Genomic DNA, 21,697 nt, shown 5'->3' with positions numbered 1-21,697 from the left:
ATTTTGGATATATTTTTTATCGAATTTAGAGACCCGATTTTCGGCCTCGTGGTGCTAGTCGCCGCGGTGCTCGTGATCGCCGTTTTTAGCTATGCGTGGGGCGTTTTTAAGAGCAAGGACGAAAAGGCGGAGATCGCGGGATTTTTGAAAAAATTCGGCAAATCTCAAGGCCTGAGCGACGAAAACAAGCAGCTTTTGATAAACTCGGGCGCGGATACGGCTACGATGTGCTTTTTGGCGGGGACGTTTTCAAAAAGCGGATATTTTGAAAAGGCCATCAACGTCTATGCCGTAGCTTTAGAGCGGGCTAAAAACCGAGCGGCAAAGGAGCAAATTTTTACCGATCTGGGTCAGACTTATTTTAAGGCGGGCTTTCTAGAGCGCGCAAAAAGCGTCTTTTTAGAGGCGCTAAAAATCTCTCCGCGAAATCAAATCGCGCTAAAATCTCTAACGATAATTTTCGAAAAACTAAAAGATTATGGGGGCGCGCTACAGGCTTTGGACGCGTTGCAGGAGCTCGGCGAGGGCGTGAGGGCGCAGACGGCCTACATAAAGGCGCTGCAAATTTTATCGGATAAAAACAGAGACGAATCCGCTAAAATTAACGAAATTTTAGCCCTAAAGGACGAATTTGCGCTCGTGCGGCGTATGGCGATGGAGAGATTAAATTTAAGCGGCTCAGGACTTAAGGATTTTAGCGATTTTCCGCCGCTTGAGAACGTTTTGGATTTGGTTTATTATCAAAACACGCCCGTAAATTTAACCGATCCCGAGTATAAGAGCCTATTTTTCGTCAAAGGCATGAGCGACGAGGACGGTGCGCCGCTCGGTTTTGAGCTAGAGGTTTTAAAGAAGCTAAAAGCGGCCGACTACGACAAAGCCGCGCTTAGCTTTAACTACGTCTGCAAGAGCTGCAAAAACGCCTTTCCGATGCATTTTTACCGCTGTCCGATGTGTAGCGAACTAGGCAGCGTGCAAATTTTGCCTCACATCACGGAAAAATCCGATGAAAACAGTATGCCTTTTTAGCGACGGCTCGTGTCTGGACAACCCAGGACCCGGCGGCTGGGCGTACATCCTGGAGTACGGCGAACACAAAAAAACGGCAAGCGGCGGGCAGGCGCACACGACAAACAACCAAATGGAACTACGCGCTGCGATCGAGGGACTAAAGGCGCTCAAACAGCCCTGCCGCGTTAAACTCTACACCGATAGCTCATACGTCGCAAACGCCGTAAATGCGTGGCTAGAGGGCTGGGTGAAGAAAAGCTTTAAAAACGTAAAAAATGTCCCGCTGTGGCAGGAGTATCTAAGCGCAAGCGAGCCGCACGAGGTCGAGGCGATCTGGGTCAAAGGCCACGCCGGGCACCCGCAAAACGAGCTTTGCGACGAGATGGCGCGCGAGCAAGCCGTAAAGATAAAAAATAGCTTAAAAGGCGAATAATGCGAAATTTGGAAGAGAAATTAGGATATAAATTTAAAGACGAAAAGCTGCTAAAAACCGCGCTCACGCACAAAAGCGTAAAGGGCGGTGCAAACAACGAAAGGCTCGAGTTTTTGGGCGATGCGGTGATGGATCTGGTGATCGGGGATTATCTTTTTCACAAATTTTCGCGCCTAAGCGAAGGCGATCTAAGCAAACTGCGCGCCGCGCTCGTAAACGAAAAAAGCTTTGCCGAGCTAGCTAAATATCTAAATTTGGGCCAACTCATCAATATCTCGCCGGCTGAGGAGCACAACGGCGGACGGGCAAAAGCCTCGATCCTATCGGACGCATTTGAGGCGCTAATGGGCGCGATCTATCTAGAAAGTGGCTTTGACGCCGTTCGCGCGGCTAGCCTAAAGGCCTTTGAGAGATGCTACCCCGATATAAATTTCGACCGCATGGTAAAAGACTACAAAACCGCGCTGCAAGAGCTCACTCAAGCGCGCTTTGCCCAGATACCAAAATACGTGCTGGTGGGCTCAAAAGGCCCCGATCATAAGAAGGAATTTGAGATCGCGCTGATGCTAAACGAGCGCGAGATCTCGCGAGCAGCGGGCAAGAGCAAAAAAGAAGCCGAGCAAAAAGCCGCTAAAACCGCGCTTGAGATTTTAGGAGAGGGCAAGTGAACACCTTTGGACGCAAACTAACGCTAACGACGTTTGGCGAGAGTCACGGAGCGGCTATTGGCGGCGTGATAGACGGCTTTCCTGCAGGCGTGCGCATTGATCTAAATTTTATCCAAAGCGAGCTTGACAAACGAAAGCCGGGCGACTCAAAATTTGCCACAGCCAGGAGCGAGGGTGACCGCGTGGAGATTTTAAGCGGCGTGTTTGATGGCCTAAGCACCGGCACTCCGATCGGCTTTATCATTCGAAACGAAAATCAAAAATCGGGCGATTATGAAAATTTACGCGAGCTCTTTCGTCCCGGGCACGCCGACTACGCCTACTACCGCAAATACGGCATCCGCGACCACAGAGGCGGTGGACGCAGCTCGGCTAGAGAGACGGCCGTGCGCGTGGCCGGCGGCGCGATAGCTCAAATTTTGCTGGGAGAGTTTGGCGTCAGCGTACAAAGCGGCGTGGCTAGCGTGGGCGAAATTTCGTGCGGCGAGCGGTTAGACTTTGATCTCGCGGCGCGCTCGGAGATATTTTCGCTAGGCAACGAAGAAGCGATGAAAGAGGAAATCCTAAAAGCCAAACAGGGGCACGACAGCGTCGGAGCTAGCGTCGTAACGGTGATCCGCGGCGCACCGGCGGGGCTTGGCGAGGGGTTATACTATAAATTTGACGCGGCTATCGCGGCTGCGATGATGGGCATAAACGGCGTCAAAGCCGTAGAGATCGGCGAGGGCGCAAATGCCAGCAAGATGCGCGGCAGCCAAAATAACGACTCGATGGGCGCGGCGTATGCGGGCGTAAATTTGAGTGTGGGTAACCCTAATCTTGACGATGCGGACGAGCTATCAAATTTAAACGGCGGCAAATTTGACGAATTTAAAAGCGCTTGCCGTGACTCAAATTCGGATGAAAAATTCAGCTTTGCCTCAAATCACGCGGGCGGAACGCTGGGCGGCATGACGAGCGGACAAGAAATCGTGATAAAGACACATTTTAAGCCGACCCCATCGATATTTTTATCTCAGCCGACGCAAAACGTGCGCGGAGAGGACGTCATCTGCGAGCTGCGCGGACGGCACGATCCGTGTATCGGAGTGCGCGGCAGCGTCGTAGCCACCGCGATGGCAAGGCTCGTAACAGCCGATATGCTGCTTTTAAATTTGAGCGCAAATCTAGCAAATTTAAAGAAAATTTACGGCTAACTCCAAGATAAACCGCGCCCCAAACTAAGCTGAGTAAAACGGACGTTACGCGCGTTTGGGCGAGTCGGCCACAAATACGTAAAATCCCGCCGCGAAATTTATAAAAAATCGGACATTTTTGCGCGCGGAAAAGACGTTTGGCAAATTTATATTTATGATATAAACGGCGAAAAAACGGCGTAACGGACACCTTTGATGTAAAAAATATCTCGTATGAAGGCTTAGAAAATTTACTCGCAGACGCCGCAAAATATCTAAAATTTATGCAAGAAATCATAGAAAAATGGAGCGCACCGATGAGACGGGAGCGCGTAAATTTAGACTTTTAATCCAAACGCCAAGCGCAAATACGTCCTCAAAAAATCGCGACCAACGAACTACGAAGCTCTGAAATCCAAGCCTTGGCACGATATTTACGCGAACGAGTCGGCTTTTTGCGTTTATGAGGAGTTTCGCAGCTTTTTAAAATATCCAGCGCAAAATAAGCCAAATTTGCTTCATTTTTGCGTTTAAATTTGCGGGATTTTTAACCAAAATTTAGAGTTTTACCGCTACGCCAAGCGGTGGTCGCCCTGAGGTCAACGGCATTGCGACAAGCGCGCGTAAATATCAAATTTACTCTTGTTTTCTTGTAGAATCAAATTCGGCAACTAGGCCGTATCGCATAATTCTGTCACTCATAAGGTCGCCGATAAAACAGTTAAATTTAAAGACATTCTAGTTTTAGTTTTTTGATATTCATATGAAAAATTCGTAAAATTTACCGTCGCGCAAATGTTCAATCTATTTTACGAAAACAAGGCTACGCAAAGTCAAATTTGTTCGTCAAACAGTCCGCGCTCAAAGCTTTTTACGCGAAAGCTGCGCCTTTGCAGCGGCGAGTCGCCAAGCCTTGCGATCGCGTCTAGATGCGCTTTTGTGCCGTATCCTTTGTGTGTGGCATATCCGTAGCCGGAGTGCACGCCGTCCCACGCCTGCATCAGCGCGTCGCGGCTTACCTTGGCTAGGATGCTTGCGGCGCTCACCTGCGCGACCTTGCCGTCGGCTCCGACCATCGTTTTTATGCCGGTGCCGTAGTTTGCGTTGCCGTCGTAGAGCAGCTCGCAGTCCGTAAAATGCGCCTTAAACAGCCGCAGCGCGCGTCTGAGGCACTCGCTAAGCCCCAGCTCGTCGATTTGCTCGTTTGAAAAATACGCGATGAGAAATTCCGAGTTTTTTATTATCTCTTTTAACAGCTCCTCGCGACGCTTTTCAGTCAGTTTTTTTGAGTCGTTTAGGCCCGCTATATCGCGCTTTAGTACGCATGCGGCTACCGCCATGGGGCCCGCTAGCGCACCGCGTCCAGCCTCGTCGATACCGCATATTTGGGCGTCAAATTTGTTTTTCATCGGCATGCTTTCACGTATTTTTTGGAGTTTAAGTCATCAAATTTCGGTTTGATTCGTATCAAATTTTGCCTTCCACTTTTCAAAAAATTGCCTAAAACAGCCCGAAATTTTGTTTTAGATACTCTTTTACGAGTTCAAGCGGTAGCGAGATCTCGCTGTTTTTACCGCCGGCCGCACCGTCAAAAAATGTAATGCCGCTTGGCGAGAGTGTAAAATTTTCGCTCGGCGTTATCTTTTCTTTTGCGAATATCGCCGCTAAATTTGTATCGTTTAGATCCTTAAAAACGTCGCTTAAATTTATCTTTTTTAGGTTTTTGAGCCAGACGGTTTTGCAGACTTTTCCGCTTGCGCCTAGTTCGCAGACGCTTCTTATTTTTCCGTTTTGGTACTCGAGGTTATTTAGCGCGTTTGCGGCGCTGTTTGAGGAGTCTTTGAGCCATGCCGATTTAAAATTTACAAGTTTTGCTGCGAGAGATTTTTTGTTATTTTGCGCAAATTTAGGCGAGTAAAAGTCGCTCGCTACGGCTTCAAATCGCGCTCCGTCTTGCCCGATCTCTTGCAGTCCGAGCGCGGCAAAATCATAGCTTGCAACATGTTTTAGCATGGCTTTTCGCGCCTTGCCTCTGATTGCTAGCTTGCCCGTTAGTTCGCCGTTATCCGCTTTCACGCTCAGATTTAGCCACTCGGTGATCGCGCTTACGGCCGTTATAGCGGCGCCTGATCTTTCGATGCTGCCCTTACTAAAGTCGTATCTGGCACCCTCAAAAAATGCGTGACCTTGAAATTTGGGCGGTAAAACGACGCCTTTATCGCTAAAATTTTCAAACTCGGCCTCAAGCTCACTGATATAGAGCTCAAATTTGCTCCCGTCCGCCTCGCCTGCAAATTTATAAATTTTACCCTCGTTTTCGTGTCTGATCTCGTAGCCTAGCGCCAAAACGCAAGCCAAAAATAGCGTCGCAACCGCTCTCATAATCGCTCCTTTATATGCCTAGCGCCCAGCGAGAAAACGGCGCGACCTCGCATTTTATGCCCTCTATGCTCGTCTTGCCCGAGTTTGCCACACTGATTGCTTGTAGCCTATTTATACCTAAAATTTTTAAATTTGCGTGCAGTTTTTTAAATTTTAAAAAGACCAAATCCGCATCGCTAAACGGCGAGCAAATGATAGCAAGTTTCCTTTTTGGCAGGAAAAAATCAAGCTCTTTTGTATAAAAAATCTGCTCGTTAAATTTGGCTAGCTCGCAAAAAATCGTGTTATTAAAATTCTTAGCGAAGTCCTTTTTTAGGCTTAGTGCACTTTTAAACGCAAAGTCGTTAAAATAAAGCCTTTTTGCGGCGTTTGGCTCGTTAAATTTCTCTACCAGGCTAACCGCGCTCATATTTTCCAGCTCGCTAAGCGCGCCGTAAACGCTATCTTTTGAGATTTTGCGGGTGGATTTTAGCGTGCTAAAAATCTCAAAAACGCTCACGTTTTGCGCCTGAGCTTTCACGCACTCTTTTAGTACGGCCAGCTGTGTGGCGGAGAGTGAGGATTTTAGCGCGGTTTGTAGATTTACCGCGACGTTTTCGGGATCGCAAAAGGCCGACGCGGGGCTCCTACCGTGAAGTAAAAAGTGGCTAAAAAGCGTCTCGGGATCGATCTTTTTCGAAAAAAAAGCGATAAACTCCTCGTAGTCTAAAAAATCCAAATTTAGCTCGCTAAATCCACTTAAATTTGCATCTTTAAACCGCGAGGCGACGATAAAATTTTGTAAATTTAGCTCTAAAATCGGCTCAAATTTATCCCAAAATCTCTGCTCGAAATCATCGATCGCTAGAGTTTTTATCTGCGGATTTTGGCGTAAAAACTCGGGCAAATTTGACAAAATATCATCCGCATCTATACGAAGGTCGCCTAAATTTACGTACAAAAACTCTTTGCTCTCAAATGCTGATAAAAAGCCCGCGATCAGCGAGGTTTTGCCGCTTCCTATGCCGCCTTTTATCAATGTTTTGGGTGCCGTGATTTCAAATTTTCTATTTATAAATTTGACGTTTTTCGGCGGGCTTTGGTAGAGCGCGTTTAGAGTTTGCATTTTTAGCCTTTAAAATTTGGAAAATTATAGCGAAGTTTCCTTATAAAGAGGAAGCTAATTAAAATTTTATCTCAAAAGATGATCTAAAATTTACCGCTTTTAAAAGAAAATGTATTAAATTTGAGCGAGAAAAACGCAGACGCTATGAAAGCAAAATTTTATTCGAACCAAATTTGCGTCCGGACAAATGCGGCCAAATTTACATCAAACCAAATTTAAATATTTCGCATCAAATTTTCAGCCAAATTTACAAAAACTTCCTTATAAAAAGGAAATAATTTTATTAAATTTCATCAAATTTGCTCAAAATATTGACATTAAAAAGCCATTTGGATAAAATCCGAGTCTCTTACACAAATAAGAAGTGTCGTATGTTTGCGACAAGTTCTATTCAAAGGAAAGAAAATGGAAAGAATCAGGCTTAAGCTTAAAGCTTATGACCATAGAGTTCTCGACCGCACAGTTGCAGCCATAGTAGAAGCTGTCAAACGAACGGGCGCCGACGTCAGAGGTCCGGTGCCGATGCCTACGAAGATCAAACGCTACACGGTCTTAAAATCACCACACATCAACAAAGACTCACGCGAGCAGTTTGAAATGAGAATTCATGCTAGAATGCTAGATATCGTAGCGGCTACGCCCGATACCGTCGACTCGCTAACAAAGCTTGACTTAGCCCCTGAGGTTAACGTCGAAGTCCGCGCGATGGGCAAATAAAGGCGAGGTGAAAGATGGAATATATCGTAGAAAAAATAGGCATGAGCAGAACGGTAAACAACCCAAGCATCCCCGTTACGCTTCTAAAAGTCGTAAACGCTAAAGTTTGCGAAGTGAGCGAATGCGGCTGCGCCATAGTAGCTTATGCTAAAGGTAAAGCAAAAAATAAAGCTATAGAGGGTCAGCAAAAAAAATATAGCCTAACGGCAGAATTTAATAAATTCGCAACCCTACAAGTCGCCAATAAAGAGGCGGGCGATCTTGACATTAGTCCGCTTAGCTCGGCTAAAATTTTAAAAGTTAGCTTCAGCTCAAAAGGTAAAGGCTATCAAGGCGTCGTAAAAAGACACGGGTTTGCGGGCGGTCCAAAAAGCCACGGTTCTCGCTTCCACAAAAGACACGGCTCTATCGGTAACCGCGAGTGGCCGGGACGCGTTCAGCCTGGTATGAAGATGGCCGGACACACCGGAAACGAAAAAGTTACCGTTAAAAACGAGATCGTAAGCTTTGACGCCGAAAACGGAATTTTGGTTTTAAAAGGCAGCGTCGCTGGCTATAACGGTGCAATGGGCAGAATAAGGATAGTAAAATGAGTAAAGTTTGCGTATTAAACGAAAAATTTGAAAAAGCTAGCGAGCTTGATCTACCGGCTGATTACGCCCAGATTAACCCGCACAACCTATATCTTTACGTTAAGTCTTATTTGTCCGGTATGCGTTCAAATTCGGCTCACACCAAAACCAGAGCTTTCGTAAGCGGCGGCGGTAAAAAACCGTGGAGACAAAAAGGTCGCGGCGGCGCTAGAGCGGGCTCAACCAGAACTAACGTCTGGGTAGGCGGCGCAGTGGCGTTTGGTCCGAGCAACGAGCGAAACTATTTCCAAAAGGTCAATAAAAAGCAAAAAAGATTGGCGCTTGAGTTCGCGCTAAACGAAAAAGCTAACGCGGGTAAAATTTTCGCGGTAGATAGCATAGAGATCGCAAGCGGTAAGACTAAAGACGCGGCTAAAGTAATCAGCGCGTTAAATTTGAGAGACGCTTTGGTCGTAAAAGATCTGCTTGACGACAACACGTTACTCGCGTTTAGAAATTTATCAAACTGCTATCTAATCGATGCGAGCGAGATAAACGCTTACTTAGTGGCGACTTACGGTGCCGTCGTTATCGAGAAGGCCGCACTTGAAACTATAATAAAAGAGGGCTGAAATGGCAGATATAACTGATATCAAAACGATTTTATATACGGAAAAAACTCTCGGTCTTCAAGAGCAAGGCGTGGTCGTCATACAAACTTCGCCTAAGATGACTAAAAACAGGCTGAAAGAAATTTTGAAAGAGTATTTTGGAGTAACGCCGCTTCGCGTAAATTCGCTTAGAATCGACGGAAAAGTTAAGCGTTTCAAAGGAAGAGAAGGACAACGAAGCGAGATAAAGAAATTTTACGTTCAGTTGCCTGAAGGCTCAAGCCTAGAAAACACGGAGGCGTAAGATGGCGATAAAAACCTATAAACCTTATACACCTAGCCGCAGATTTATGACGGGCTTATCAAGCGAGGATATCACTGCTAAACCTAGCGTGAGAAGCCTGCTTGTAAAGATCCCTGTAAGCGGCGGTAGAAATAGCAACGGAAGAATAACTTCTAGACATAAAGAAGGCGGAGCGAAGAAGCTTTATAGAATCATCGACTTTAAACGCCGCAAATTTGGTATCGAAGGTAAAGTCGAAGCTATCGAGTACGATCCGAACAGAAACTGCCGCATCGCGCTTATCGCTTATAAAGACGGCGAAAAACGCTATATCATCAGACCAAACGGACTAAACGTTGGCGATATCGTAGCAGCAGCCGAGGCAGGTCTAGACATAAAACCCGGCAACGCGATGAAACTAAGAAACATCCCGGTTGGTACTATCGTGCACAACGTGGAGCTAAAACCTGGCAAGGGCGCTCAGATGGCTCGTTCAGCCGGCGGTTACGCTCAGCTAATGGGTAAAGAGGAAAAATATGTAATGCTTCGCTTGCCAAGCGGCGAGATGAGACAAGTACTCGCAGAGTGCATGGCTAGTATCGGCGTAGTAGGTAACGAAGACTGGGCGAACGTAACTATCGGTAAAGCCGGACGTAATCGCCACAGAGGTATCCGTCCTCAAACTCGCGGTTCTGCGATGAACCCAGTAGATCACCCACACGGCGGTGGTGAGGGCAAGAAAAACTCTGGCCGTCATCCTGTTACTCCATGGGGTAAACCGACTAAAGGTGCTAAGACTCGCCGCAAAAAGGCTAGCGATAAGCTTATAATTTCAAGAAGGAAAGGTAAATAGAGATGGCAAGATCACTCAAAAAAGGACCTTTTGTCGATGAGCATGTAATGAAAAAAGTCGTTGCCGCTAAAAAAGCTAACGACAACAAGCCGATAAAAACGTGGTCTAGACGCAGCACGATAGTGCCTGAAATGATAGGTCTAACGTTTAACGTTCATAACGGCAAGAGCTTCATTCCAGTATACGTTACTGAAAACCACATCGGATATAAACTAGGCGAATTTGCTCCTACGCGCACATTTAAGGGTCACAAAGGCTCAGTGCAAAAGAAAATCGGTAAGTAAGGGGATAAGATGAGCAAATCAATTATTAAATTCGTAAGACTATCTCCGACTAAAGCCAGACTAATCGCAAGAGAAGTACAAGGCATGAATGCCGAATTTGCACTAGCTAGCCTTAGCTTTATGCCAAACCGCGGCGCCAAATTTATCGCTACGGCTATCAGCTCAGCGGTAGCTAATGGCGGATTCGAGCCTGAAGAGGTTATCGTGACAAGCTGCCGCGTAGACGCAGGCCCAGTATTAAAAAGATTTAGACCGCGAGCGAGAGGAAGCGCAAGCAGAATCCGCAAACCGACTTCTCATATCTTAGTAGAAGTATCTAAACCTGAAAAGAAGGAAGCGTAATATGGGTCAGAAAGTAAATCCGATAGGTCTAAGACTAGGAATAAACCGCAACTGGGAGTCAAGATGGTTTCCTGCTAAAGGAACTTTGGCTGAAAATATCGGCGAAGACTACAAAATTCGCGCTTTCTTGAAAAAGAAACTTTACTACGCGGGCGTTTCTCAAATTTTGATCGAGAGAACGGCTAAGAAAATTCGCGTAACCGTCGTAGCAGCTCGCCCCGGTATTATCATCGGCAAAAAGGGCTCTGACGTAGAGAAGCTTAAAGAGGATATCCAAAAGCTAATCAACAAAGAAGTAAACGTAAATATCAAAGAAGAAAGAAAAGCTCAAGCTTCGGCTCAGCTAGCTGCGGAAAACGTAGCGATGCAGCTTGAAAAACGCGTTGCATTTAGGCGTGCGATGAAGAAAGTTATCCAAGGCGCTCAAAAATCAGGCGCTAAAGGTATCAAAATTTCAGTCGCAGGACGTCTTGGCGGTGCGGAAATCGCTAGAACAGAGTGGTACTTAGAGGGTCGCGTTCCGCTTCACACCCTAAGAGCTAAGATCGATTACGGCGTTGCCGAAGCGCATACGACTTATGGAAACATAGGTATAAAAGTGTGGATATTTAAAGGCGAGGTTCTTCAAAAAGGCGTTCAACCTGAAAAGAACGAAGAAGAAAAAGCCGATAAAAAACCGCGCAGAGCAAGAAGAGGTAAATAATCATGTTGATGCCAAAACGAACTAAATTTCGCAAACAGATGAAAGGCAGAAACCGCGGTAAAGCTACTCGCGGCGCCGATCTTGCTATGGGCGAGATAGGAATCAAAGCTGTAGAAGCGGGCCGCGTAAATTCGCGCCAGATCGAAGCGGCTCGTGTGGCTCTAACCCGCCACGTAAAACGCCAAGCTAAAACTTGGATCAGAGTTTTCCCAGATAAGCCGCTAACCAAAAAACCTCTACAAACTCGTATGGGTAAAGGTAAAGCCGGAGTCGAAGAGTGGGTTATGAACATAAAACCAGGTCGTATAATAGTCGAAATGGCTGGTGTAGATGAGGAATTAGCGCGTGAAGCTCTAACCCTAGCGATCCACAAACTTCCGTTTAAGACTAAAATCGTAACGCGAGAGAGTGAAAATGAAATATACTGATATTAAAGACAAAAGCGTTGCAGAACTTAACGCGTTATTGAAAGAGAAAAAGGTGCTTTTATTTACTTTAAGACAAAAGCTAAAAACTATGCAGCTAAGCAACCCTAACGAGATTAGCGCCGTCCGCAAGGAAATAGCGCAAATCAACACTGCAATTAGCGCTTCAAAGTAAGGGGTGAGAAATGGCATTAAAAAGAGAAATTCAAGGTGTCGTTTTACAAAAGGCCGGCGATAAGACGGCTACGATTTTGGTTGAGAGGCGCGTTATGCACCCAAGATACCGCAAATTCGTAAAACGCTTTAAAAAATATATGATTCACGACGAAAAGAACGAGACAAAAGCGGGCGATACGGTCGTAGCTATCGAATGCAGACCGCTAAGCGCGAGAAAATCTTTCCGCTTAAAGACTATTTTAGCGACGGGGGTTGAGTAATGATACAATCTTTTACGAGGCTTACGGTCGCCGACAATAGCGGCGCGAAAGAGCTAATGTGTATTAAAGTTTTGGGCGGCAGCAAGAGAAGATACGCGACGCTTGGCGACGTTATCATATGCTCGGTCAAAAAGGCGCTTCCAAACGGTAAGATCAAAAAAGGCCAAGTGGTAAAAGCGGTCGTCGTTAGAACTAAAAAAGAGGTTCAAAGAGATAACGGTTCGCTAATCCGCTTCGACGAAAACGCAGCTGTCATCCTAGATAACAAACGCGAGCCTATCGGTACTCGTATCTTTGGACCGGTCGGCCGTGAGGTTAGATACGCTAACTTTATGAAAATCGTTTCGCTTGCTCCGGAGGTGTTATAATGGCTAACGTTAAATTTAAAGTAAAAAAAGGCGATACCGTTAAGATCATCGCAGGCGACGACAAAGGTAAAACAGGTAAAATTTTATCCGTCCTAGCCAAAAAAGGACAAGTCATAGTCGAGGGCTGCAAGGTAGCTAAAAAAGCTATAAAACCTAGCGAAAAGACCCCAAACGGCGGCTTTATCAATAAAGAGATGCCTATTGATATCTCAAACGTTGCAAAAGTTGAGGGCTGAAAATGAATAGATTAAAAGCTAAATATAACGAGGTCGTAAAGCCTGCTTTGGCTAAAGAATTCGACATCAAAAATCCTATGCTAATCCCTGCGATCGAAAAGATCGTCATAAGCGTAGGCGCTGGCGAATCTGCTAAAGATCAAAAGCAACTTCAAAACATCGCCGATACTATTTCGCTAATCGCCGGACAAAAAGCTGTTGTTACCGACGCTAAAAAATCGGTTGCTGGCTTTAAAGTGCGCGAGGGTTTCCCTGTCGGCGTAAAAGTAACGCTTAGAAAAGAGAATATGTTTGCGTTTTTAGACAAACTAATCTCTATCGCGCTACCTAGAGTTAAGGACTTTAGAGGCCTTCCAAAAGACGGTTTTGATGGACGCGGAAACTACAACTTCGGTCTTAACGAGCAGCTAATGTTCCCAGAGGTTGAGTATGATAAGATTTTACGCACTCACGGTATGAATATAGTTATAGTCACGACAACAAACAGCGACAAAGAGGCATTCAAATTGCTTGAGCTATTTGGTTTGCCGTTTGCGAAAGGAAAGTAATATGGCGAAAAAATCAATGATAGCAAAGGCTGCCAGAAAGCCTAAATTTGCGGTTCGCGGCTATACGAGATGCCAAATTTGCGGACGTCCGCATTCGGTTTATAAAGATTTTGGAATTTGCCGCGTATGCCTAAGAAAAATGGCTAACGAGGGACTAATCCCGGGTCTAAAAAAAGCAAGCTGGTAAGGAAGAGAAATGTTAAACGACTTAATTTCAGACGGACTAACTCGCATTAGAAACGCCGCAATGAGAAGACTCGAGACTACGAAGCTTCTTCATTCAAACGTCGTCGAGGCTACTTTATCTATCCTTGCGGCTAAAGGCTATATCGAGAGCTACAACGTCGTAGAAGAAGATAAAAAGAAATTTATAAACGTAGTTCTAAAATACGACGAGCACGGCAGAAGCGTGATTAACGAGCTTAAGCGCGTATCAAGCCCAGGCCGCCGCGTTTATAAGGGAAAAGACGAGATCAAGAGATTTAAAAACGGCTACGGAACGATCATCGTTAGCACCAGCAAGGGCGTTTTAAACAACGAAGACGCTCACAAAGCTGGCGTAGGCGGGGAAATCCTCTGCTCTGTGTGGTAATTGTCTAAAACGCTACGTGGTAGCGTTTTAGATTACTTTGAAATGAAATTTGACTAGGCATCTTTTTGTAGTTTATAAAATTTACGAAAAATTTTCGCCGTCAAATTTATAAAATTTAAAACGGAAGCTCAAATTTAAAAAGCTTCCCGAATTTAGCTCGACATGCAAATTTATCCAAATTTGCGAAAGCTAAATTTAAAAACGACTATGTCAAATTTGACGGCAAATTTTAGGAAGTAGATCCAATAAAGCAAGTCAAATTTGACGAGAAAATTAAAGTGTTTGAAGCGGTTTTTATCGCTTCGATTCATTTCTATTTTTATGGTATTGCGGTATCCATTCGTAAAAGTAGACATACCCTAGACAAGTAAAAAGGAAAAAAATGTCACGTATAGGAAAACAGCCGATAGCTATTCCAAGCGGAGTAGAGGTCAGCGTAGAAGGCAACGTCCTTAAATTTAAAAAAGGCGCTCATTCAAAAGAGCTTGACACAAAAGGGCACGTAGACGTTAAAGTCGAAGATGCTCACATAGTATTTTCTCCAAAGAGCGACGAGAGACAAGATAGAGCCTACTGGGGCACCTATAGAGCGCTTGCAAACAATATCGTCATCGGCATTACAAAAGGTTTTGTTCGCCAGCTTGAGATCAACGGCGTCGGTTACAAAGCCGCAGCTAAAGGCCAGGTACTTGAGCTTACTTTAGGATTTTCTCACCCGATAAATCACGAAGTGCCAAAAGGCGTTGAAATCAGCGTAGAGAAAAACATCATAACTATCAAAGGCGACGATAAGCAAGTGGTAGGCCAGATCGCAGCTCAAGTCAGAGCGTACAGACCGCCTGAACCGTATAAGGGCAAAGGCGTTAAATACGTAGAAGAGCGCATCATCCGCAAAGCCGGTAAGACATCTAAGAAGTAAGGGATAGATAATGACAGCAAATGTATTAAAAAGAAAACTCGCTCTTAGAATCAAGAGAAAAAGAAGAATCAGAGCCAAAATTTCCGGCACTGCGGTATTGCCTAGAATTTCTATCTTCAAATCAAACAGAACTCTTTACGTCCAAGCTATCGACGACGTAGCAGCCGTAACTATAGCGGCAGCCGACGGCAGAAAACTAGGCGTAAAAGCAAACAAAGAAGGCGCCGTAACTTTGGCTAAAGAATTTGCAAAAACTCTAAAAGCTAAAAAAATTGAAACGGCATTATTCGACAGAAACGGCTATTTGTATCACGGTGTTATAGCGGCTTTTGCGGACGCATTACGTGAAAACGGTATCAAACTATAAGGAAAATCGCTATGGAAAAATATAACAGAGAAGAATTCGAAGAAGTAATGGTTGATATCGGCCGCGTTACAAAGGTCGTAAAGGGCGGTCGTAGATTTAGATTTACGGCTCTTGTCGTAGTAGGAAACAGAAACGGCCTAGTGGGCTTTGGCTTCGGTAAAGCAAAAGAGGTGCCGGACGCTATGAGAAAAGCCGTAGACGACGCGTTTAAAAACATCATCGAGGTAAAAAGAAAAGGCTCGACTATACCTCACGACGTAGAGGTTAAATTTAACGCTAGCCGCGTTTTACTTCGCCCTGCTAGCGAAGGTACGGGCGTGATCGCGGGCGGTAGCGCTCGTCCTATTCTAGAGCTTGCGGGCATCAAGGACATCCTAACAAAATCGCTTGGCTCAAACAACTCGGCAAACGTCGTTCGCGCTACTTTAAAAGCGCTAAGCATGCTTAAAGGCTAAGGAGAAGATATGGGACTAGAAAATTTAAAACCTGCCGAGGGCTCGACTAGACAAATCAAAAGACTAGGTCGCGGTCAAGGTAGCGGTCAAGGTAAAACCGCGGGCAAAGGACACAAAGGTCAAAGAGCTAGAAAAGGCTACAACGAGAAAAGAGGCTTCGAGGGTGGTCAGCAACCGCTTCAAAGACGCCTTCCAAAAGTAGGCTTCGCTTCTAAATTTGAGAAACCTTACGTAATCAACGTAGAAAAAATCGTTGCGGTAAAAGAGCTAAGCGAGATCACTATCGCTACTATCGCTACCGTACATAAAATTTCAAGCAGCGTCAAGAAAATCAAATTGATCGGAGTGAGCGCGAAAGATTTGGCTTCGAAAATCAAAGACGAGAACGTAACCGTTAGCGGACGTGCGTAATGAATAAGACATTGACCAACAAGATTTTAATCACGTTGGCATTTTTATTTGCTTACAGGATACTGGCATACGTGCCGGTTCCTGGCGTAAACGTCAATGTTATTAAAGAGTTTTTCGATTCGAATTCCTCAAATGCGCTTGGACTATTTAATATGTTCAGCGGTAAGGCCGCAGAGCGCCTCAGCATCATCTCTCTAGGCATTATGCCATACATCACAGCATCGATTATTATGGAGCTTTTAGCGGCTACTTTCCCAAATTTGGGCAAGATGAAAAAAGACCGCGACGGCATGCAAAAATATATGCAGATCATCCGCTATGCCACTATCGGCATCACGCTTGTTCAAGCAGTGGGCGTTAGTATGGGGCTTCAGAGCCTTCACGGTAGAGGCGGAGAGGACGCGATAATGATAGATATGAATTTATTTATCGCGATTGCGGCAGCTTCGATGTTAACGGGAACTATGCTTTTGATGTGGATAGGCGAGCAGATCACGCAGCGCGGTATCGGCAACGGCATCAGCCTTATTATCTTCGCTGGTATCGTTAGCGGCATACCTTCAGCCATCGGCGGAACGGTAAATTTGGTAAATACGGGCGAGATGAACTTCCTCGTGGTTATCGGAATTTTGCTTGTTATCTTGGTCACGGTAGGCGTAGTTATCTACGTCGAGATGGGCGAGAGACGCGTACCGGTGAGCTATTCGCGTAAGGTAGTGATGGAAAATCAAAACAAACGCATCATGAACTATATACCTATTAAGGTAAATTTAAGCGGCGTTATTCCTCCGATTTTCGCCAGTGCGATTTTGATGTTCCCAAGCACCATTTTGCAGGCCAGCACAAATCCTTACATCCAAGCTATTCACGATTTTTTAAATCCAAATAGCTATTTTTTTAACTTTTTAACATTCTTGCTGGTTGTATTTTTTGCATATTTTTACGCTTCGATCGCGTTTAACGCAAAAGATATCAGCGAAAATTTAAAAAGACAGGGCGGATTTATCCCGGGTATTAGACCGGGCGAGGGCACTGCAGGCTATCTAAACGAAGTCGCATCAAGGCTAACTTTTAGCGGCGCGATTTATCTCGGACTTATCTCGACGCTGCCTTGGGTGCTTGTTAAATTTATGGGCGTTCCGTTTTATTTCGGCGGTACGTCGGTACTAATCGTAGTTTCTGTCGCGCTTGATACGATGCGAAGGATAGAAGCTCAAATTTATATGAATAAATATCAAACTCTAAGTGCGGTAGGCTTGTAATGGCTATAACTATTATGCAGCCAAACGACATAGAGAAGATGCGAGCGGCGAATAAAATCGTCGCTCAAACCCTCGACTACGTAGAAAGCGTGATCAAGCCCGGCATTTCGCTGCTCGAAATAGATAAAATTTGCGAGGATATGATAAGGGCTGCAGGCGCAAAGCCGGCATTTAAGGGGCTTTACGGCTTTCCAAACGCCGCTTGTATCAGCGTAAACGAAGTAGTCATCCACGGCATCCCGAACGAATACAAACTGCAAGAAGGCGACATCGTAAGTGTCGATATCGGCTCAAATTTGAACGGATATTTCGGCGACTCGGCTAGGACCTGGGGCGTAGGTCAAATTTCGCGCGAAGACGAAAAACTAATCGCTTGCGCTAAAGATGCGTTATATTTTGCGATAGATACCGTAAAAGCGGGAATGCACTTTAAAGAGCTTAGTTTTGAAATCGAGAAATTTATAAGAGCTCGCGGATTCGTTCCGCTAACGGGATTTTGCGGTCACGGCATCGGTAGACGACCGCACGAAGATCCGCAAATTTTAAATTATTTAGAGGGCGGTAGTCCAAAATCGGGACCGAAAATCAAAAACGGAATGGTATTTTGCGTGGAGCCGATGATCTGTCAAAAAGATGGCACCCCTGTGATCGGTCACGACAAATGGAAAGTAACTAGCAAAGACGGGCTAAGAACCAGCCACTATGAGCACTGCATGGCAGTCGTAAACGGACGTGCGGAGATCTTGAGCCTAGCGTAAAATTTTAAAATTTACAAATCGTTCGCGCGACTTGTAAATTTTAAAATTTTAATTTGTGGTGAGTTAAAATTTTAATTTCAAATTTCCGCCGAGCGGCGAAAGTAAATTTAACAAAAAGGAGATAAGTGGCAAAAGACGATGTCATAGAGATCGACGGCAACGTCATCGAGGCGCTGCCAAACGCGACGTTTAAGGTCGAGCTCGACAACAAACACGTGATTTTGTGTCATATTGCGGGCAAGATGAGGATGCATTACATAAAAATAATGCCTGGAGACCGCGTAAAGGTGGAACTAACGCCTTACAGTCTGGATAAGGGTAGGATAATTTACCGACATAAGTAAATTAAAAGCTAAATTTGGCTATACTCAGCCCTTTGCGACAAATTGCTGTATGAAGAATTGTTTTCAAAGCCCACCACTTGTTTTGAAAATAGTTGGTTTAAAATTTCGTTAAACCTGATGCAGCCTAAAAGTGGAATAAATTTTTAGGAGACTAGAATGAAAGTTCGTCCTTCTGTAAAGAAGATGTGTGACAAGTGCAAAATTGTCAAGCGCCAAGGCGTAGTTCGCATAATCTGCGAAAATCCAAAACATAAACAAAGACAAGGATAAAGCATGGCACGTATCGCAGGTGTGGATTTACCAAAGAAAAAGAGAATTGAATACGGTTTGACCTATATTTACGGTATCGGTCTTCACAAATCTCGTCAAATTTTGGATGCTACCAAAATTTCTTACGATAAAAGAGTAAACGATCTAACCGAAGACGAAGCTGCGGCTATCCGCAAAGAGATCCAAGAGAACCATGTGGTGGAAGGCGATCTTAGAAAAAGCGTCGCTATGGATATCAAGGCTCTTATGGACCTAGGAAGCTACCGCGGTCTAAGACACAGAAAAGGTCTTCCGGTGCGCGGTCAAAAAACTAAAACAAACGCTAGAACTAGAAAAGGCAAGCGCAAAACAGTCGGCGCTGCGACGAAATAAGGATAAGCGATGGCAAAAAGAAAAGTAGTTAAAAAGAAAATTGTAAGAAAAAGTATTGCTAAAGGTATCGTTTATATAAGCGCGACTTTTAACAACACTATGGTAACGGTTACCGATGAGATGGGAAATGCTATCGCTTGGAGCAGTGCTGGCGGACTAGGCTTTAAAGGAAGTAAAAAATCAACTCCTTATGCAGCTCAACAAGCGGTAGAAGACGCTCTAACTAAAGCAAAAGAGCACGGTATAAAAGAAGTAGGTATCAAAGTACAAGGTCCTGGCAGCGGTAGAGAGACCGCAGTCAAGAGCGTAGGCGCGGTAGAGGGTATAAAAGTAACATTTTTAAAAGATATAACTCCGCTTCCGCATAATGGTTGCAGACCGCCGAAACGCCGCCGCGTATAATTAGAAATTTAGGAGAATTATTATGGCTAGATATAGAGGACCCGTTGAAAAATTAGAAAGAAGACTCGGCGTTAGTTTGGCGCTAAAGGGCGAGCGTCGCTTAGCAGGTAAGAGCGCGCTTGACAAAAGGCCTTACGCTCCGGGACAACACGGACAAAGAAGAAGCAAGATAAGCGAATACGGCTTGCAGCTTCGAGAAAAACAAAAAGCTAAATTTATGTACGGTATTAGCGAGAAGCAATTCCGCCGCTTATTCCAAGAGGCCGCTCGCCGCGAGGGAAATACCGGTGCGCTTTTGGTACAGCTTTTAGAACAAAGATTAGATAACGTAGTTTACAGAATGGGCTTTGCGACGACTCGCCGCTTCGCTCGTCAGTTAGTTACTCACGGACATATTTTAGTAAACGGTAAGAGAGTAGATATTCCTTCTTACAGAGTTCAAGCAGGCGCTAAAGTAGAGGTTATCGAAAAATCTAAAAACAATCCGCAAATCGTTCGCGCGATCGATCTTACGGCGCAAACCGGCATCGTAGCTTGGGTCGACGTCGAAAAAGATAAAAAATTCGGAATTTTCACAAGAACTCCGGAAAGGGAAGAAGTCGTCATTCCTGTCGAGGAAAGATTCATAGTAGAGCTTTATTCGAAATAATAAGGGGTATAACGATGAGAAAAATTACCACATCAGCTTATATGCCTACCGAAATTTCAGTAGAGAGTATAAGCGAGAATGTCGCCAGAATAACCGCTTATCCGTTTGAGACGGGCTATGCGGTCACTTTGGCTCATCCGCTAAGACGACTTTTATATAGCAGCACGGTTGGATTTGCGGCTACGGGCGTCAAGATAGAGGGCGTATCTCACGAATTTGATTCGATGAGAGGCATGCTCGAGGACGTAGCGCAGTTTATTATAAATTTAAAAAACATCCGCTTTAAGCTAAAAAACGAGTCTGAGCGCGAGGTGGTCGAGTATTCGTTTAAAGGTCCAAAAGAGATAAAAGCCGGTGATCTAAAAAGCGATGTCGTAGATATCGTAAATCTGGACGCCTATCTTGCGACCATAAACGAGGACGCGGAGCTTAAATTTTCCGTAATCATCCAAAAAGGTATCGGATACGTCCCAAGCGAAGAGATAAGAGACAATACCGAAGAGGGTTATATAGCCCTCGACGCTTTCTTTACGCCTGTTAAAAAAGCCGTTTATGAGCTAGTAAACGTTCTAGTCGAGGATAACCCTGACTACGAGAAGATTATTTTCACGGTTACGACGGATGGACAAGTGGGCGCGATCGAGGCGTTTAAACATGCGATCGAGGCGATGTATCAGCAGATGTCGGTGTTTAAAGGCGTTTTAAATATCGACGTTTCTGCAGGCTTAAACGCTCAAACTTCAGGCAGCGAGCATGCGAAACTACTTCAAAGCGTAGAAGAGCTAAATTTGAGCGCTAGAAGCTTTAACTGCCTTGATAAAGCCGAGATTAGATTTATCGGCGAGCTTGCTTTGATGGATGAAAACGAGCTAAAAGAGCTTAAAAATTTAGGCAAAAAATCTCTCGACGAGATCAAAGCCGTTATGCAAGAGATCGGATATCCGGTCGGCGGCGACCTAGGCGGCGGCAAAGAGCAACTCAAGAAAAAAATCGCCGACCTAAAATCACAAATGAGTGCAAAAGAGTAAAAGGAAGATAAATGAGACACGGTCACGGATACAGAAAACTAGGTAGGACGTCGGCTCACCGTTCGGCTCTACTTAAAAATTTAGCTATCGCTATCATCAAAAGCGAAAAGATAGAGACGACCTTGCCTAAGGCAAAAGAGTTGAGAAGCTATATCGAAAAGCTAATCACTAGAGCTAAAAAAGGCGACAGCAACGCTCACAGAGCAGTTTTTGCCAGCTTGCAAGATAAAGAAACTACGAATAAACTAGTAACTGAGCTTGCTCCAAAATTCGTAGGCAAAAACGGCGGATATACGCGCATCGTTAAGACTCGCGTTCGCCGAGGCGATGCTGCTGAGATGGCTTATATCGAGCTAATCAAAGAATAATTTTTAGAGAGCTTCGGCTCTCTTTTCTTTTTAAATTGACATATTTTAGTTACCTCAAACTCCCTTTAGTATTCACATCAATTAAATTTATTTGTTCATCTATTGCATTGTTTGCAATTTTGTATTTAGTTAGAAAGTAACAAAATTTGTAGCTAGTTTTACCCTGGTTTCTGTCGTAGTTTGAAGTGCAAATTTGCTTTCAAAAGATTTGCTTGTACGATAGACGCTTGCCATATCAAATTTATGCATCTCTGCAAACAACATTTGGAATATTAAGCACAGGTATTTCGAGTTTTGAATTACGGATTACGCCCTTGCTACTACCGCACGTTTTCATCCTTAAAGAG

The 21,697-nt window shown here is 44.7% G+C and carries 36 protein-coding genes; 33 read left to right on the top strand and 3 right to left on the bottom strand.

Annotated elements, in window-relative coordinates:
* Positions 1-3 precede the first annotated feature (3 nt).
* From CSHOW_RS09995 to aroC, 4 genes are read left to right on the top strand one after another with little or no spacing between them, the layout of a single operon-like run.
* Entirely contained in the window at positions 4-1,029 is a 1,026-nt protein-coding gene (locus tag CSHOW_RS09995) for a tetratricopeptide repeat protein (RefSeq protein ID WP_039895117.1), read from the top strand.
* On the top strand, positions 1,007-1,444 hold the full coding sequence (gene rnhA / locus CSHOW_RS09990) for a ribonuclease HI (RefSeq protein WP_002947135.1): 438 nt from the start codon (positions 1,007-1,009) through the stop codon (positions 1,442-1,444). Before CSHOW_RS09995 ends, rnhA begins: the two co-directional genes overlap by 23 nt.
* Positions 1,444-2,112 (top strand): ribonuclease III, encoded by a 669-nt coding sequence (gene rnc / locus CSHOW_RS09985; protein ID WP_002947133.1) that lies wholly within the window; start codon positions 1,444-1,446, stop codon positions 2,110-2,112. The genes rnhA and rnc overlap by 1 nt, the downstream gene beginning before the upstream one ends.
* Positions 2,109-3,308 (top strand): chorismate synthase, encoded by a 1,200-nt coding sequence (gene aroC / locus CSHOW_RS09980; RefSeq protein WP_002947131.1) that lies wholly within the window; start codon positions 2,109-2,111, stop codon positions 3,306-3,308. Before rnc ends, aroC begins: the two co-directional genes overlap by 4 nt.
* A gap of 812 nt (positions 3,309-4,120) precedes the next feature.
* Here the strand turns inward: aroC and CSHOW_RS09975 are convergent.
* From CSHOW_RS09975 to CSHOW_RS09965, 3 genes are all read right to left on the bottom strand, one after another.
* Complete coding sequence (locus CSHOW_RS09975; protein WP_002947127.1) at positions 4,121-4,696, bottom strand: ribonuclease HII; 576 nt, start codon at positions 4,694-4,696, stop codon at positions 4,121-4,123.
* Positions 4,697-4,787: 91 nt separating this feature from the next.
* Positions 4,788-5,669 carry a hypothetical protein gene (locus CSHOW_RS09970; RefSeq protein WP_002947125.1) on the bottom strand — a complete coding sequence of 294 codons (882 nt, stop codon included), beginning with the start codon at positions 5,667-5,669 and terminating at the stop codon, positions 4,788-4,790.
* Positions 5,670-5,679: 10 nt separating this feature from the next.
* Entirely contained in the window at positions 5,680-6,774 is a 1,095-nt protein-coding gene (locus CSHOW_RS09965; RefSeq protein ID WP_002947123.1) for an ATP-binding protein, read from the bottom strand.
* A 405-nt stretch (positions 6,775-7,179) separates the two neighbouring features.
* Between CSHOW_RS09965 and rpsJ the strand changes: the two genes are divergently transcribed.
* From rpsJ to rplQ, 29 genes are all read left to right on the top strand, one after another.
* The gene (gene rpsJ / locus CSHOW_RS09960) at positions 7,180-7,491 is read left to right on the top strand and encodes a 30S ribosomal protein S10 (protein WP_002947121.1); all 312 of its coding nucleotides are present in this window, start codon (positions 7,180-7,182) and stop codon (positions 7,489-7,491) included.
* A 14-nt stretch (positions 7,492-7,505) separates the two neighbouring features.
* A complete protein-coding gene (gene rplC / locus CSHOW_RS09955) occupies positions 7,506-8,084 on the top strand; it encodes a 50S ribosomal protein L3 (RefSeq protein WP_002947120.1) in 579 nt (192 codons plus the stop codon).
* Positions 8,081-8,695: a 50S ribosomal protein L4 gene (gene rplD / locus CSHOW_RS09950; protein WP_002947119.1), complete on the top strand. Its 615-nt coding sequence runs from the start codon at positions 8,081-8,083 to the stop codon at positions 8,693-8,695. The genes rplC and rplD overlap by 4 nt, the downstream gene beginning before the upstream one ends.
* 1 nt (position 8,696) lies before the next feature.
* Positions 8,697-8,978, top strand: coding sequence for a 50S ribosomal protein L23 (locus CSHOW_RS09945; RefSeq protein ID WP_002947118.1), 282 nt, complete (start codon positions 8,697-8,699; stop codon positions 8,976-8,978).
* A 1-nt stretch (position 8,979) separates the two neighbouring features.
* Entirely contained in the window at positions 8,980-9,810 is an 831-nt protein-coding gene (gene rplB, locus CSHOW_RS09940; protein WP_002947117.1) for a 50S ribosomal protein L2, read from the top strand.
* Between the two features lie 2 nt (positions 9,811-9,812).
* A complete protein-coding gene (gene rpsS / locus CSHOW_RS09935) occupies positions 9,813-10,094 on the top strand; it encodes a 30S ribosomal protein S19 (RefSeq protein WP_002947116.1) in 282 nt (93 codons plus the stop codon).
* Positions 10,095-10,103: 9 nt separating this feature from the next.
* Positions 10,104-10,436, top strand: a complete 333-nt coding sequence (rplV, locus tag CSHOW_RS09930; protein WP_002947114.1) for a 50S ribosomal protein L22 — start codon at positions 10,104-10,106, stop codon at positions 10,434-10,436.
* Position 10,437: 1 nt separating this feature from the next.
* The gene (gene rpsC / locus CSHOW_RS09925) at positions 10,438-11,139 is read left to right on the top strand and encodes a 30S ribosomal protein S3 (RefSeq protein ID WP_009494829.1); all 702 of its coding nucleotides are present in this window, start codon (positions 10,438-10,440) and stop codon (positions 11,137-11,139) included.
* Positions 11,140-11,141: 2 nt separating this feature from the next.
* Positions 11,142-11,567 (top strand): 50S ribosomal protein L16, encoded by a 426-nt coding sequence (gene rplP / locus CSHOW_RS09920; RefSeq protein ID WP_002947109.1) that lies wholly within the window; start codon positions 11,142-11,144, stop codon positions 11,565-11,567.
* Entirely contained in the window at positions 11,554-11,739 is a 186-nt protein-coding gene (gene rpmC, locus CSHOW_RS09915; protein ID WP_002953667.1) for a 50S ribosomal protein L29, read from the top strand. Before rplP ends, rpmC begins: the two co-directional genes overlap by 14 nt.
* A 10-nt stretch (positions 11,740-11,749) precedes the next feature.
* Positions 11,750-12,001 carry a 30S ribosomal protein S17 gene (gene rpsQ, locus CSHOW_RS09910; protein WP_002947107.1) on the top strand — a complete coding sequence of 84 codons (252 nt, stop codon included), beginning with the start codon at positions 11,750-11,752 and terminating at the stop codon, positions 11,999-12,001.
* Positions 12,001-12,369: a 50S ribosomal protein L14 gene (gene rplN / locus CSHOW_RS09905; RefSeq protein WP_002947105.1), complete on the top strand. Its 369-nt coding sequence runs from the start codon at positions 12,001-12,003 to the stop codon at positions 12,367-12,369. The genes rpsQ and rplN overlap by 1 nt, the downstream gene beginning before the upstream one ends.
* Positions 12,369-12,605, top strand: coding sequence for a 50S ribosomal protein L24 (gene rplX / locus CSHOW_RS09900; protein WP_002943173.1), 237 nt, complete (start codon positions 12,369-12,371; stop codon positions 12,603-12,605). Before rplN ends, rplX begins: the two co-directional genes overlap by 1 nt.
* A 2-nt stretch (positions 12,606-12,607) precedes the next feature.
* Positions 12,608-13,153 (top strand): 50S ribosomal protein L5, encoded by a 546-nt coding sequence (gene rplE / locus CSHOW_RS09895; protein ID WP_002947103.1) that lies wholly within the window; start codon positions 12,608-12,610, stop codon positions 13,151-13,153.
* Between the two features lies 1 nt (position 13,154).
* Positions 13,155-13,340 (top strand): type Z 30S ribosomal protein S14, encoded by a 186-nt coding sequence (locus CSHOW_RS09890; protein WP_002941532.1) that lies wholly within the window; start codon positions 13,155-13,157, stop codon positions 13,338-13,340.
* 9 nt (positions 13,341-13,349) lie between these two features.
* On the top strand, positions 13,350-13,745 hold the full coding sequence (rpsH, locus tag CSHOW_RS09885) for a 30S ribosomal protein S8 (RefSeq protein ID WP_002947100.1): 396 nt from the start codon (positions 13,350-13,352) through the stop codon (positions 13,743-13,745).
* Positions 13,746-14,127: 382 nt separating this feature from the next.
* On the top strand, positions 14,128-14,664 hold the full coding sequence (rplF, locus tag CSHOW_RS09880; protein ID WP_002947097.1) for a 50S ribosomal protein L6: 537 nt from the start codon (positions 14,128-14,130) through the stop codon (positions 14,662-14,664).
* 10 nt (positions 14,665-14,674) lie between these two features.
* A complete protein-coding gene (rplR, locus tag CSHOW_RS09875) occupies positions 14,675-15,031 on the top strand; it encodes a 50S ribosomal protein L18 (RefSeq protein WP_002943585.1) in 357 nt (118 codons plus the stop codon).
* An 11-nt stretch (positions 15,032-15,042) separates the two neighbouring features.
* Positions 15,043-15,486 (top strand): 30S ribosomal protein S5, encoded by a 444-nt coding sequence (gene rpsE, locus CSHOW_RS09870; RefSeq protein ID WP_002943402.1) that lies wholly within the window; start codon positions 15,043-15,045, stop codon positions 15,484-15,486.
* A gap of 9 nt (positions 15,487-15,495) precedes the next feature.
* The gene (gene rplO / locus CSHOW_RS09865; protein ID WP_002947096.1) at positions 15,496-15,897 is read left to right on the top strand and encodes a 50S ribosomal protein L15; all 402 of its coding nucleotides are present in this window, start codon (positions 15,496-15,498) and stop codon (positions 15,895-15,897) included.
* Positions 15,897-17,159 (top strand): preprotein translocase subunit SecY, encoded by a 1,263-nt coding sequence (gene secY, locus CSHOW_RS09860; protein WP_039895111.1) that lies wholly within the window; start codon positions 15,897-15,899, stop codon positions 17,157-17,159. Before rplO ends, secY begins: the two co-directional genes overlap by 1 nt.
* Positions 17,159-17,917, top strand: coding sequence for a type I methionyl aminopeptidase (map, locus tag CSHOW_RS09855; protein ID WP_002947092.1), 759 nt, complete (start codon positions 17,159-17,161; stop codon positions 17,915-17,917). The genes secY and map overlap by 1 nt, the downstream gene beginning before the upstream one ends.
* 125 nt (positions 17,918-18,042) lie before the next feature.
* Positions 18,043-18,261, top strand: coding sequence for a translation initiation factor IF-1 (infA, locus tag CSHOW_RS09850; protein ID WP_002943098.1), 219 nt, complete (start codon positions 18,043-18,045; stop codon positions 18,259-18,261).
* A 156-nt stretch (positions 18,262-18,417) separates the two neighbouring features.
* Positions 18,418-18,531: a 50S ribosomal protein L36 gene (gene rpmJ, locus CSHOW_RS09845; RefSeq protein WP_002947091.1), complete on the top strand. Its 114-nt coding sequence runs from the start codon at positions 18,418-18,420 to the stop codon at positions 18,529-18,531.
* Positions 18,532-18,534: 3 nt separating this feature from the next.
* Complete coding sequence (gene rpsM / locus CSHOW_RS09840; protein WP_002943382.1) at positions 18,535-18,903, top strand: 30S ribosomal protein S13; 369 nt, start codon at positions 18,535-18,537, stop codon at positions 18,901-18,903.
* Positions 18,904-18,912: 9 nt separating this feature from the next.
* Positions 18,913-19,305 (top strand): 30S ribosomal protein S11, encoded by a 393-nt coding sequence (gene rpsK, locus CSHOW_RS09835; protein ID WP_002947090.1) that lies wholly within the window; start codon positions 18,913-18,915, stop codon positions 19,303-19,305.
* Positions 19,306-19,327: 22 nt separating this feature from the next.
* The gene (gene rpsD, locus CSHOW_RS09830; RefSeq protein ID WP_002943554.1) at positions 19,328-19,954 is read left to right on the top strand and encodes a 30S ribosomal protein S4; all 627 of its coding nucleotides are present in this window, start codon (positions 19,328-19,330) and stop codon (positions 19,952-19,954) included.
* Between the two features lie 14 nt (positions 19,955-19,968).
* Entirely contained in the window at positions 19,969-20,982 is a 1,014-nt protein-coding gene (locus CSHOW_RS09825; RefSeq protein WP_039895110.1) for a DNA-directed RNA polymerase subunit alpha, read from the top strand.
* Between the two features lie 11 nt (positions 20,983-20,993).
* Positions 20,994-21,350, top strand: a complete 357-nt coding sequence (gene rplQ / locus CSHOW_RS09820) for a 50S ribosomal protein L17 (RefSeq protein ID WP_002947086.1) — start codon at positions 20,994-20,996, stop codon at positions 21,348-21,350.
* Positions 21,351-21,697 lie beyond the last annotated feature (347 nt).

This window comes from Campylobacter showae, from assembly GCF_004803815.1.
Lineage (GTDB): Bacteria > Campylobacterota > Campylobacteria > Campylobacterales > Campylobacteraceae > Campylobacter_A > Campylobacter_A showae.
The sequence above is the reverse complement of the archived record's forward strand: the minus strand, read 5'-3'. Positions and strand labels throughout refer to the sequence as shown.

Excerpts from the sequence above, each read along its gene's own strand:
- rnhA (WP_002947135.1), top strand. The coding sequence starts at position 1,007 with ATGAAAACAGTATGCCTTTTTAGCGACGGCTCGTGTCTGGACAACCCA.
- rnc (WP_002947133.1), top strand. The coding sequence starts at position 1,444 with ATGCGAAATTTGGAAGAGAAATTAGGATATAAATTTAAAGACGAAAAG.
- CSHOW_RS09975 (WP_002947127.1), bottom strand. The coding sequence starts at position 4,696 with ATGAAAAACAAATTTGACGCCCAAATATGCGGTATCGACGAGGCTGGA.
- CSHOW_RS09970 (WP_002947125.1), bottom strand. The coding sequence starts at position 5,669 with ATGAGAGCGGTTGCGACGCTATTTTTGGCTTGCGTTTTGGCGCTAGGC.
- CSHOW_RS09965 (WP_002947123.1), bottom strand. The coding sequence starts at position 6,774 with ATGCAAACTCTAAACGCGCTCTACCAAAGCCCGCCGAAAAACGTCAAA.
- rpsJ (WP_002947121.1), top strand. The coding sequence starts at position 7,180 with ATGGAAAGAATCAGGCTTAAGCTTAAAGCTTATGACCATAGAGTTCTC.
- rplC (WP_002947120.1), top strand. The coding sequence starts at position 7,506 with ATGGAATATATCGTAGAAAAAATAGGCATGAGCAGAACGGTAAACAAC.
- rplD (WP_002947119.1), top strand. The coding sequence starts at position 8,081 with ATGAGTAAAGTTTGCGTATTAAACGAAAAATTTGAAAAAGCTAGCGAG.
- CSHOW_RS09945 (WP_002947118.1), top strand. The coding sequence starts at position 8,697 with ATGGCAGATATAACTGATATCAAAACGATTTTATATACGGAAAAAACT.
- rplB (WP_002947117.1), top strand. The coding sequence starts at position 8,980 with ATGGCGATAAAAACCTATAAACCTTATACACCTAGCCGCAGATTTATG.
- rpsS (WP_002947116.1), top strand. The coding sequence starts at position 9,813 with ATGGCAAGATCACTCAAAAAAGGACCTTTTGTCGATGAGCATGTAATG.
- rplV (WP_002947114.1), top strand. The coding sequence starts at position 10,104 with ATGAGCAAATCAATTATTAAATTCGTAAGACTATCTCCGACTAAAGCC.
- rpsC (WP_009494829.1), top strand. The coding sequence starts at position 10,438 with ATGGGTCAGAAAGTAAATCCGATAGGTCTAAGACTAGGAATAAACCGC.
- rplP (WP_002947109.1), top strand. The coding sequence starts at position 11,142 with ATGTTGATGCCAAAACGAACTAAATTTCGCAAACAGATGAAAGGCAGA.
- rpmC (WP_002953667.1), top strand. The coding sequence starts at position 11,554 with ATGAAATATACTGATATTAAAGACAAAAGCGTTGCAGAACTTAACGCG.
- rpsQ (WP_002947107.1), top strand. The coding sequence starts at position 11,750 with ATGGCATTAAAAAGAGAAATTCAAGGTGTCGTTTTACAAAAGGCCGGC.
- rplN (WP_002947105.1), top strand. The coding sequence starts at position 12,001 with ATGATACAATCTTTTACGAGGCTTACGGTCGCCGACAATAGCGGCGCG.
- rplX (WP_002943173.1), top strand. The coding sequence starts at position 12,369 with ATGGCTAACGTTAAATTTAAAGTAAAAAAAGGCGATACCGTTAAGATC.
- rplE (WP_002947103.1), top strand. The coding sequence starts at position 12,608 with ATGAATAGATTAAAAGCTAAATATAACGAGGTCGTAAAGCCTGCTTTG.
- CSHOW_RS09890 (WP_002941532.1), top strand. The coding sequence starts at position 13,155 with ATGGCGAAAAAATCAATGATAGCAAAGGCTGCCAGAAAGCCTAAATTT.
- rpsH (WP_002947100.1), top strand. The coding sequence starts at position 13,350 with ATGTTAAACGACTTAATTTCAGACGGACTAACTCGCATTAGAAACGCC.
- rplF (WP_002947097.1), top strand. The coding sequence starts at position 14,128 with ATGTCACGTATAGGAAAACAGCCGATAGCTATTCCAAGCGGAGTAGAG.
- rplR (WP_002943585.1), top strand. The coding sequence starts at position 14,675 with ATGACAGCAAATGTATTAAAAAGAAAACTCGCTCTTAGAATCAAGAGA.
- rpsE (WP_002943402.1), top strand. The coding sequence starts at position 15,043 with ATGGAAAAATATAACAGAGAAGAATTCGAAGAAGTAATGGTTGATATC.
- rplO (WP_002947096.1), top strand. The coding sequence starts at position 15,496 with ATGGGACTAGAAAATTTAAAACCTGCCGAGGGCTCGACTAGACAAATC.
- secY (WP_039895111.1), top strand. The coding sequence starts at position 15,897 with ATGAATAAGACATTGACCAACAAGATTTTAATCACGTTGGCATTTTTA.
- map (WP_002947092.1), top strand. The coding sequence starts at position 17,159 with ATGGCTATAACTATTATGCAGCCAAACGACATAGAGAAGATGCGAGCG.
- rpmJ (WP_002947091.1), top strand. The coding sequence starts at position 18,418 with ATGAAAGTTCGTCCTTCTGTAAAGAAGATGTGTGACAAGTGCAAAATT.
- rpsM (WP_002943382.1), top strand. The coding sequence starts at position 18,535 with ATGGCACGTATCGCAGGTGTGGATTTACCAAAGAAAAAGAGAATTGAA.
- rpsK (WP_002947090.1), top strand. The coding sequence starts at position 18,913 with ATGGCAAAAAGAAAAGTAGTTAAAAAGAAAATTGTAAGAAAAAGTATT.
- rpsD (WP_002943554.1), top strand. The coding sequence starts at position 19,328 with ATGGCTAGATATAGAGGACCCGTTGAAAAATTAGAAAGAAGACTCGGC.
- CSHOW_RS09825 (WP_039895110.1), top strand. The coding sequence starts at position 19,969 with ATGAGAAAAATTACCACATCAGCTTATATGCCTACCGAAATTTCAGTA.
- rplQ (WP_002947086.1), top strand. The coding sequence starts at position 20,994 with ATGAGACACGGTCACGGATACAGAAAACTAGGTAGGACGTCGGCTCAC.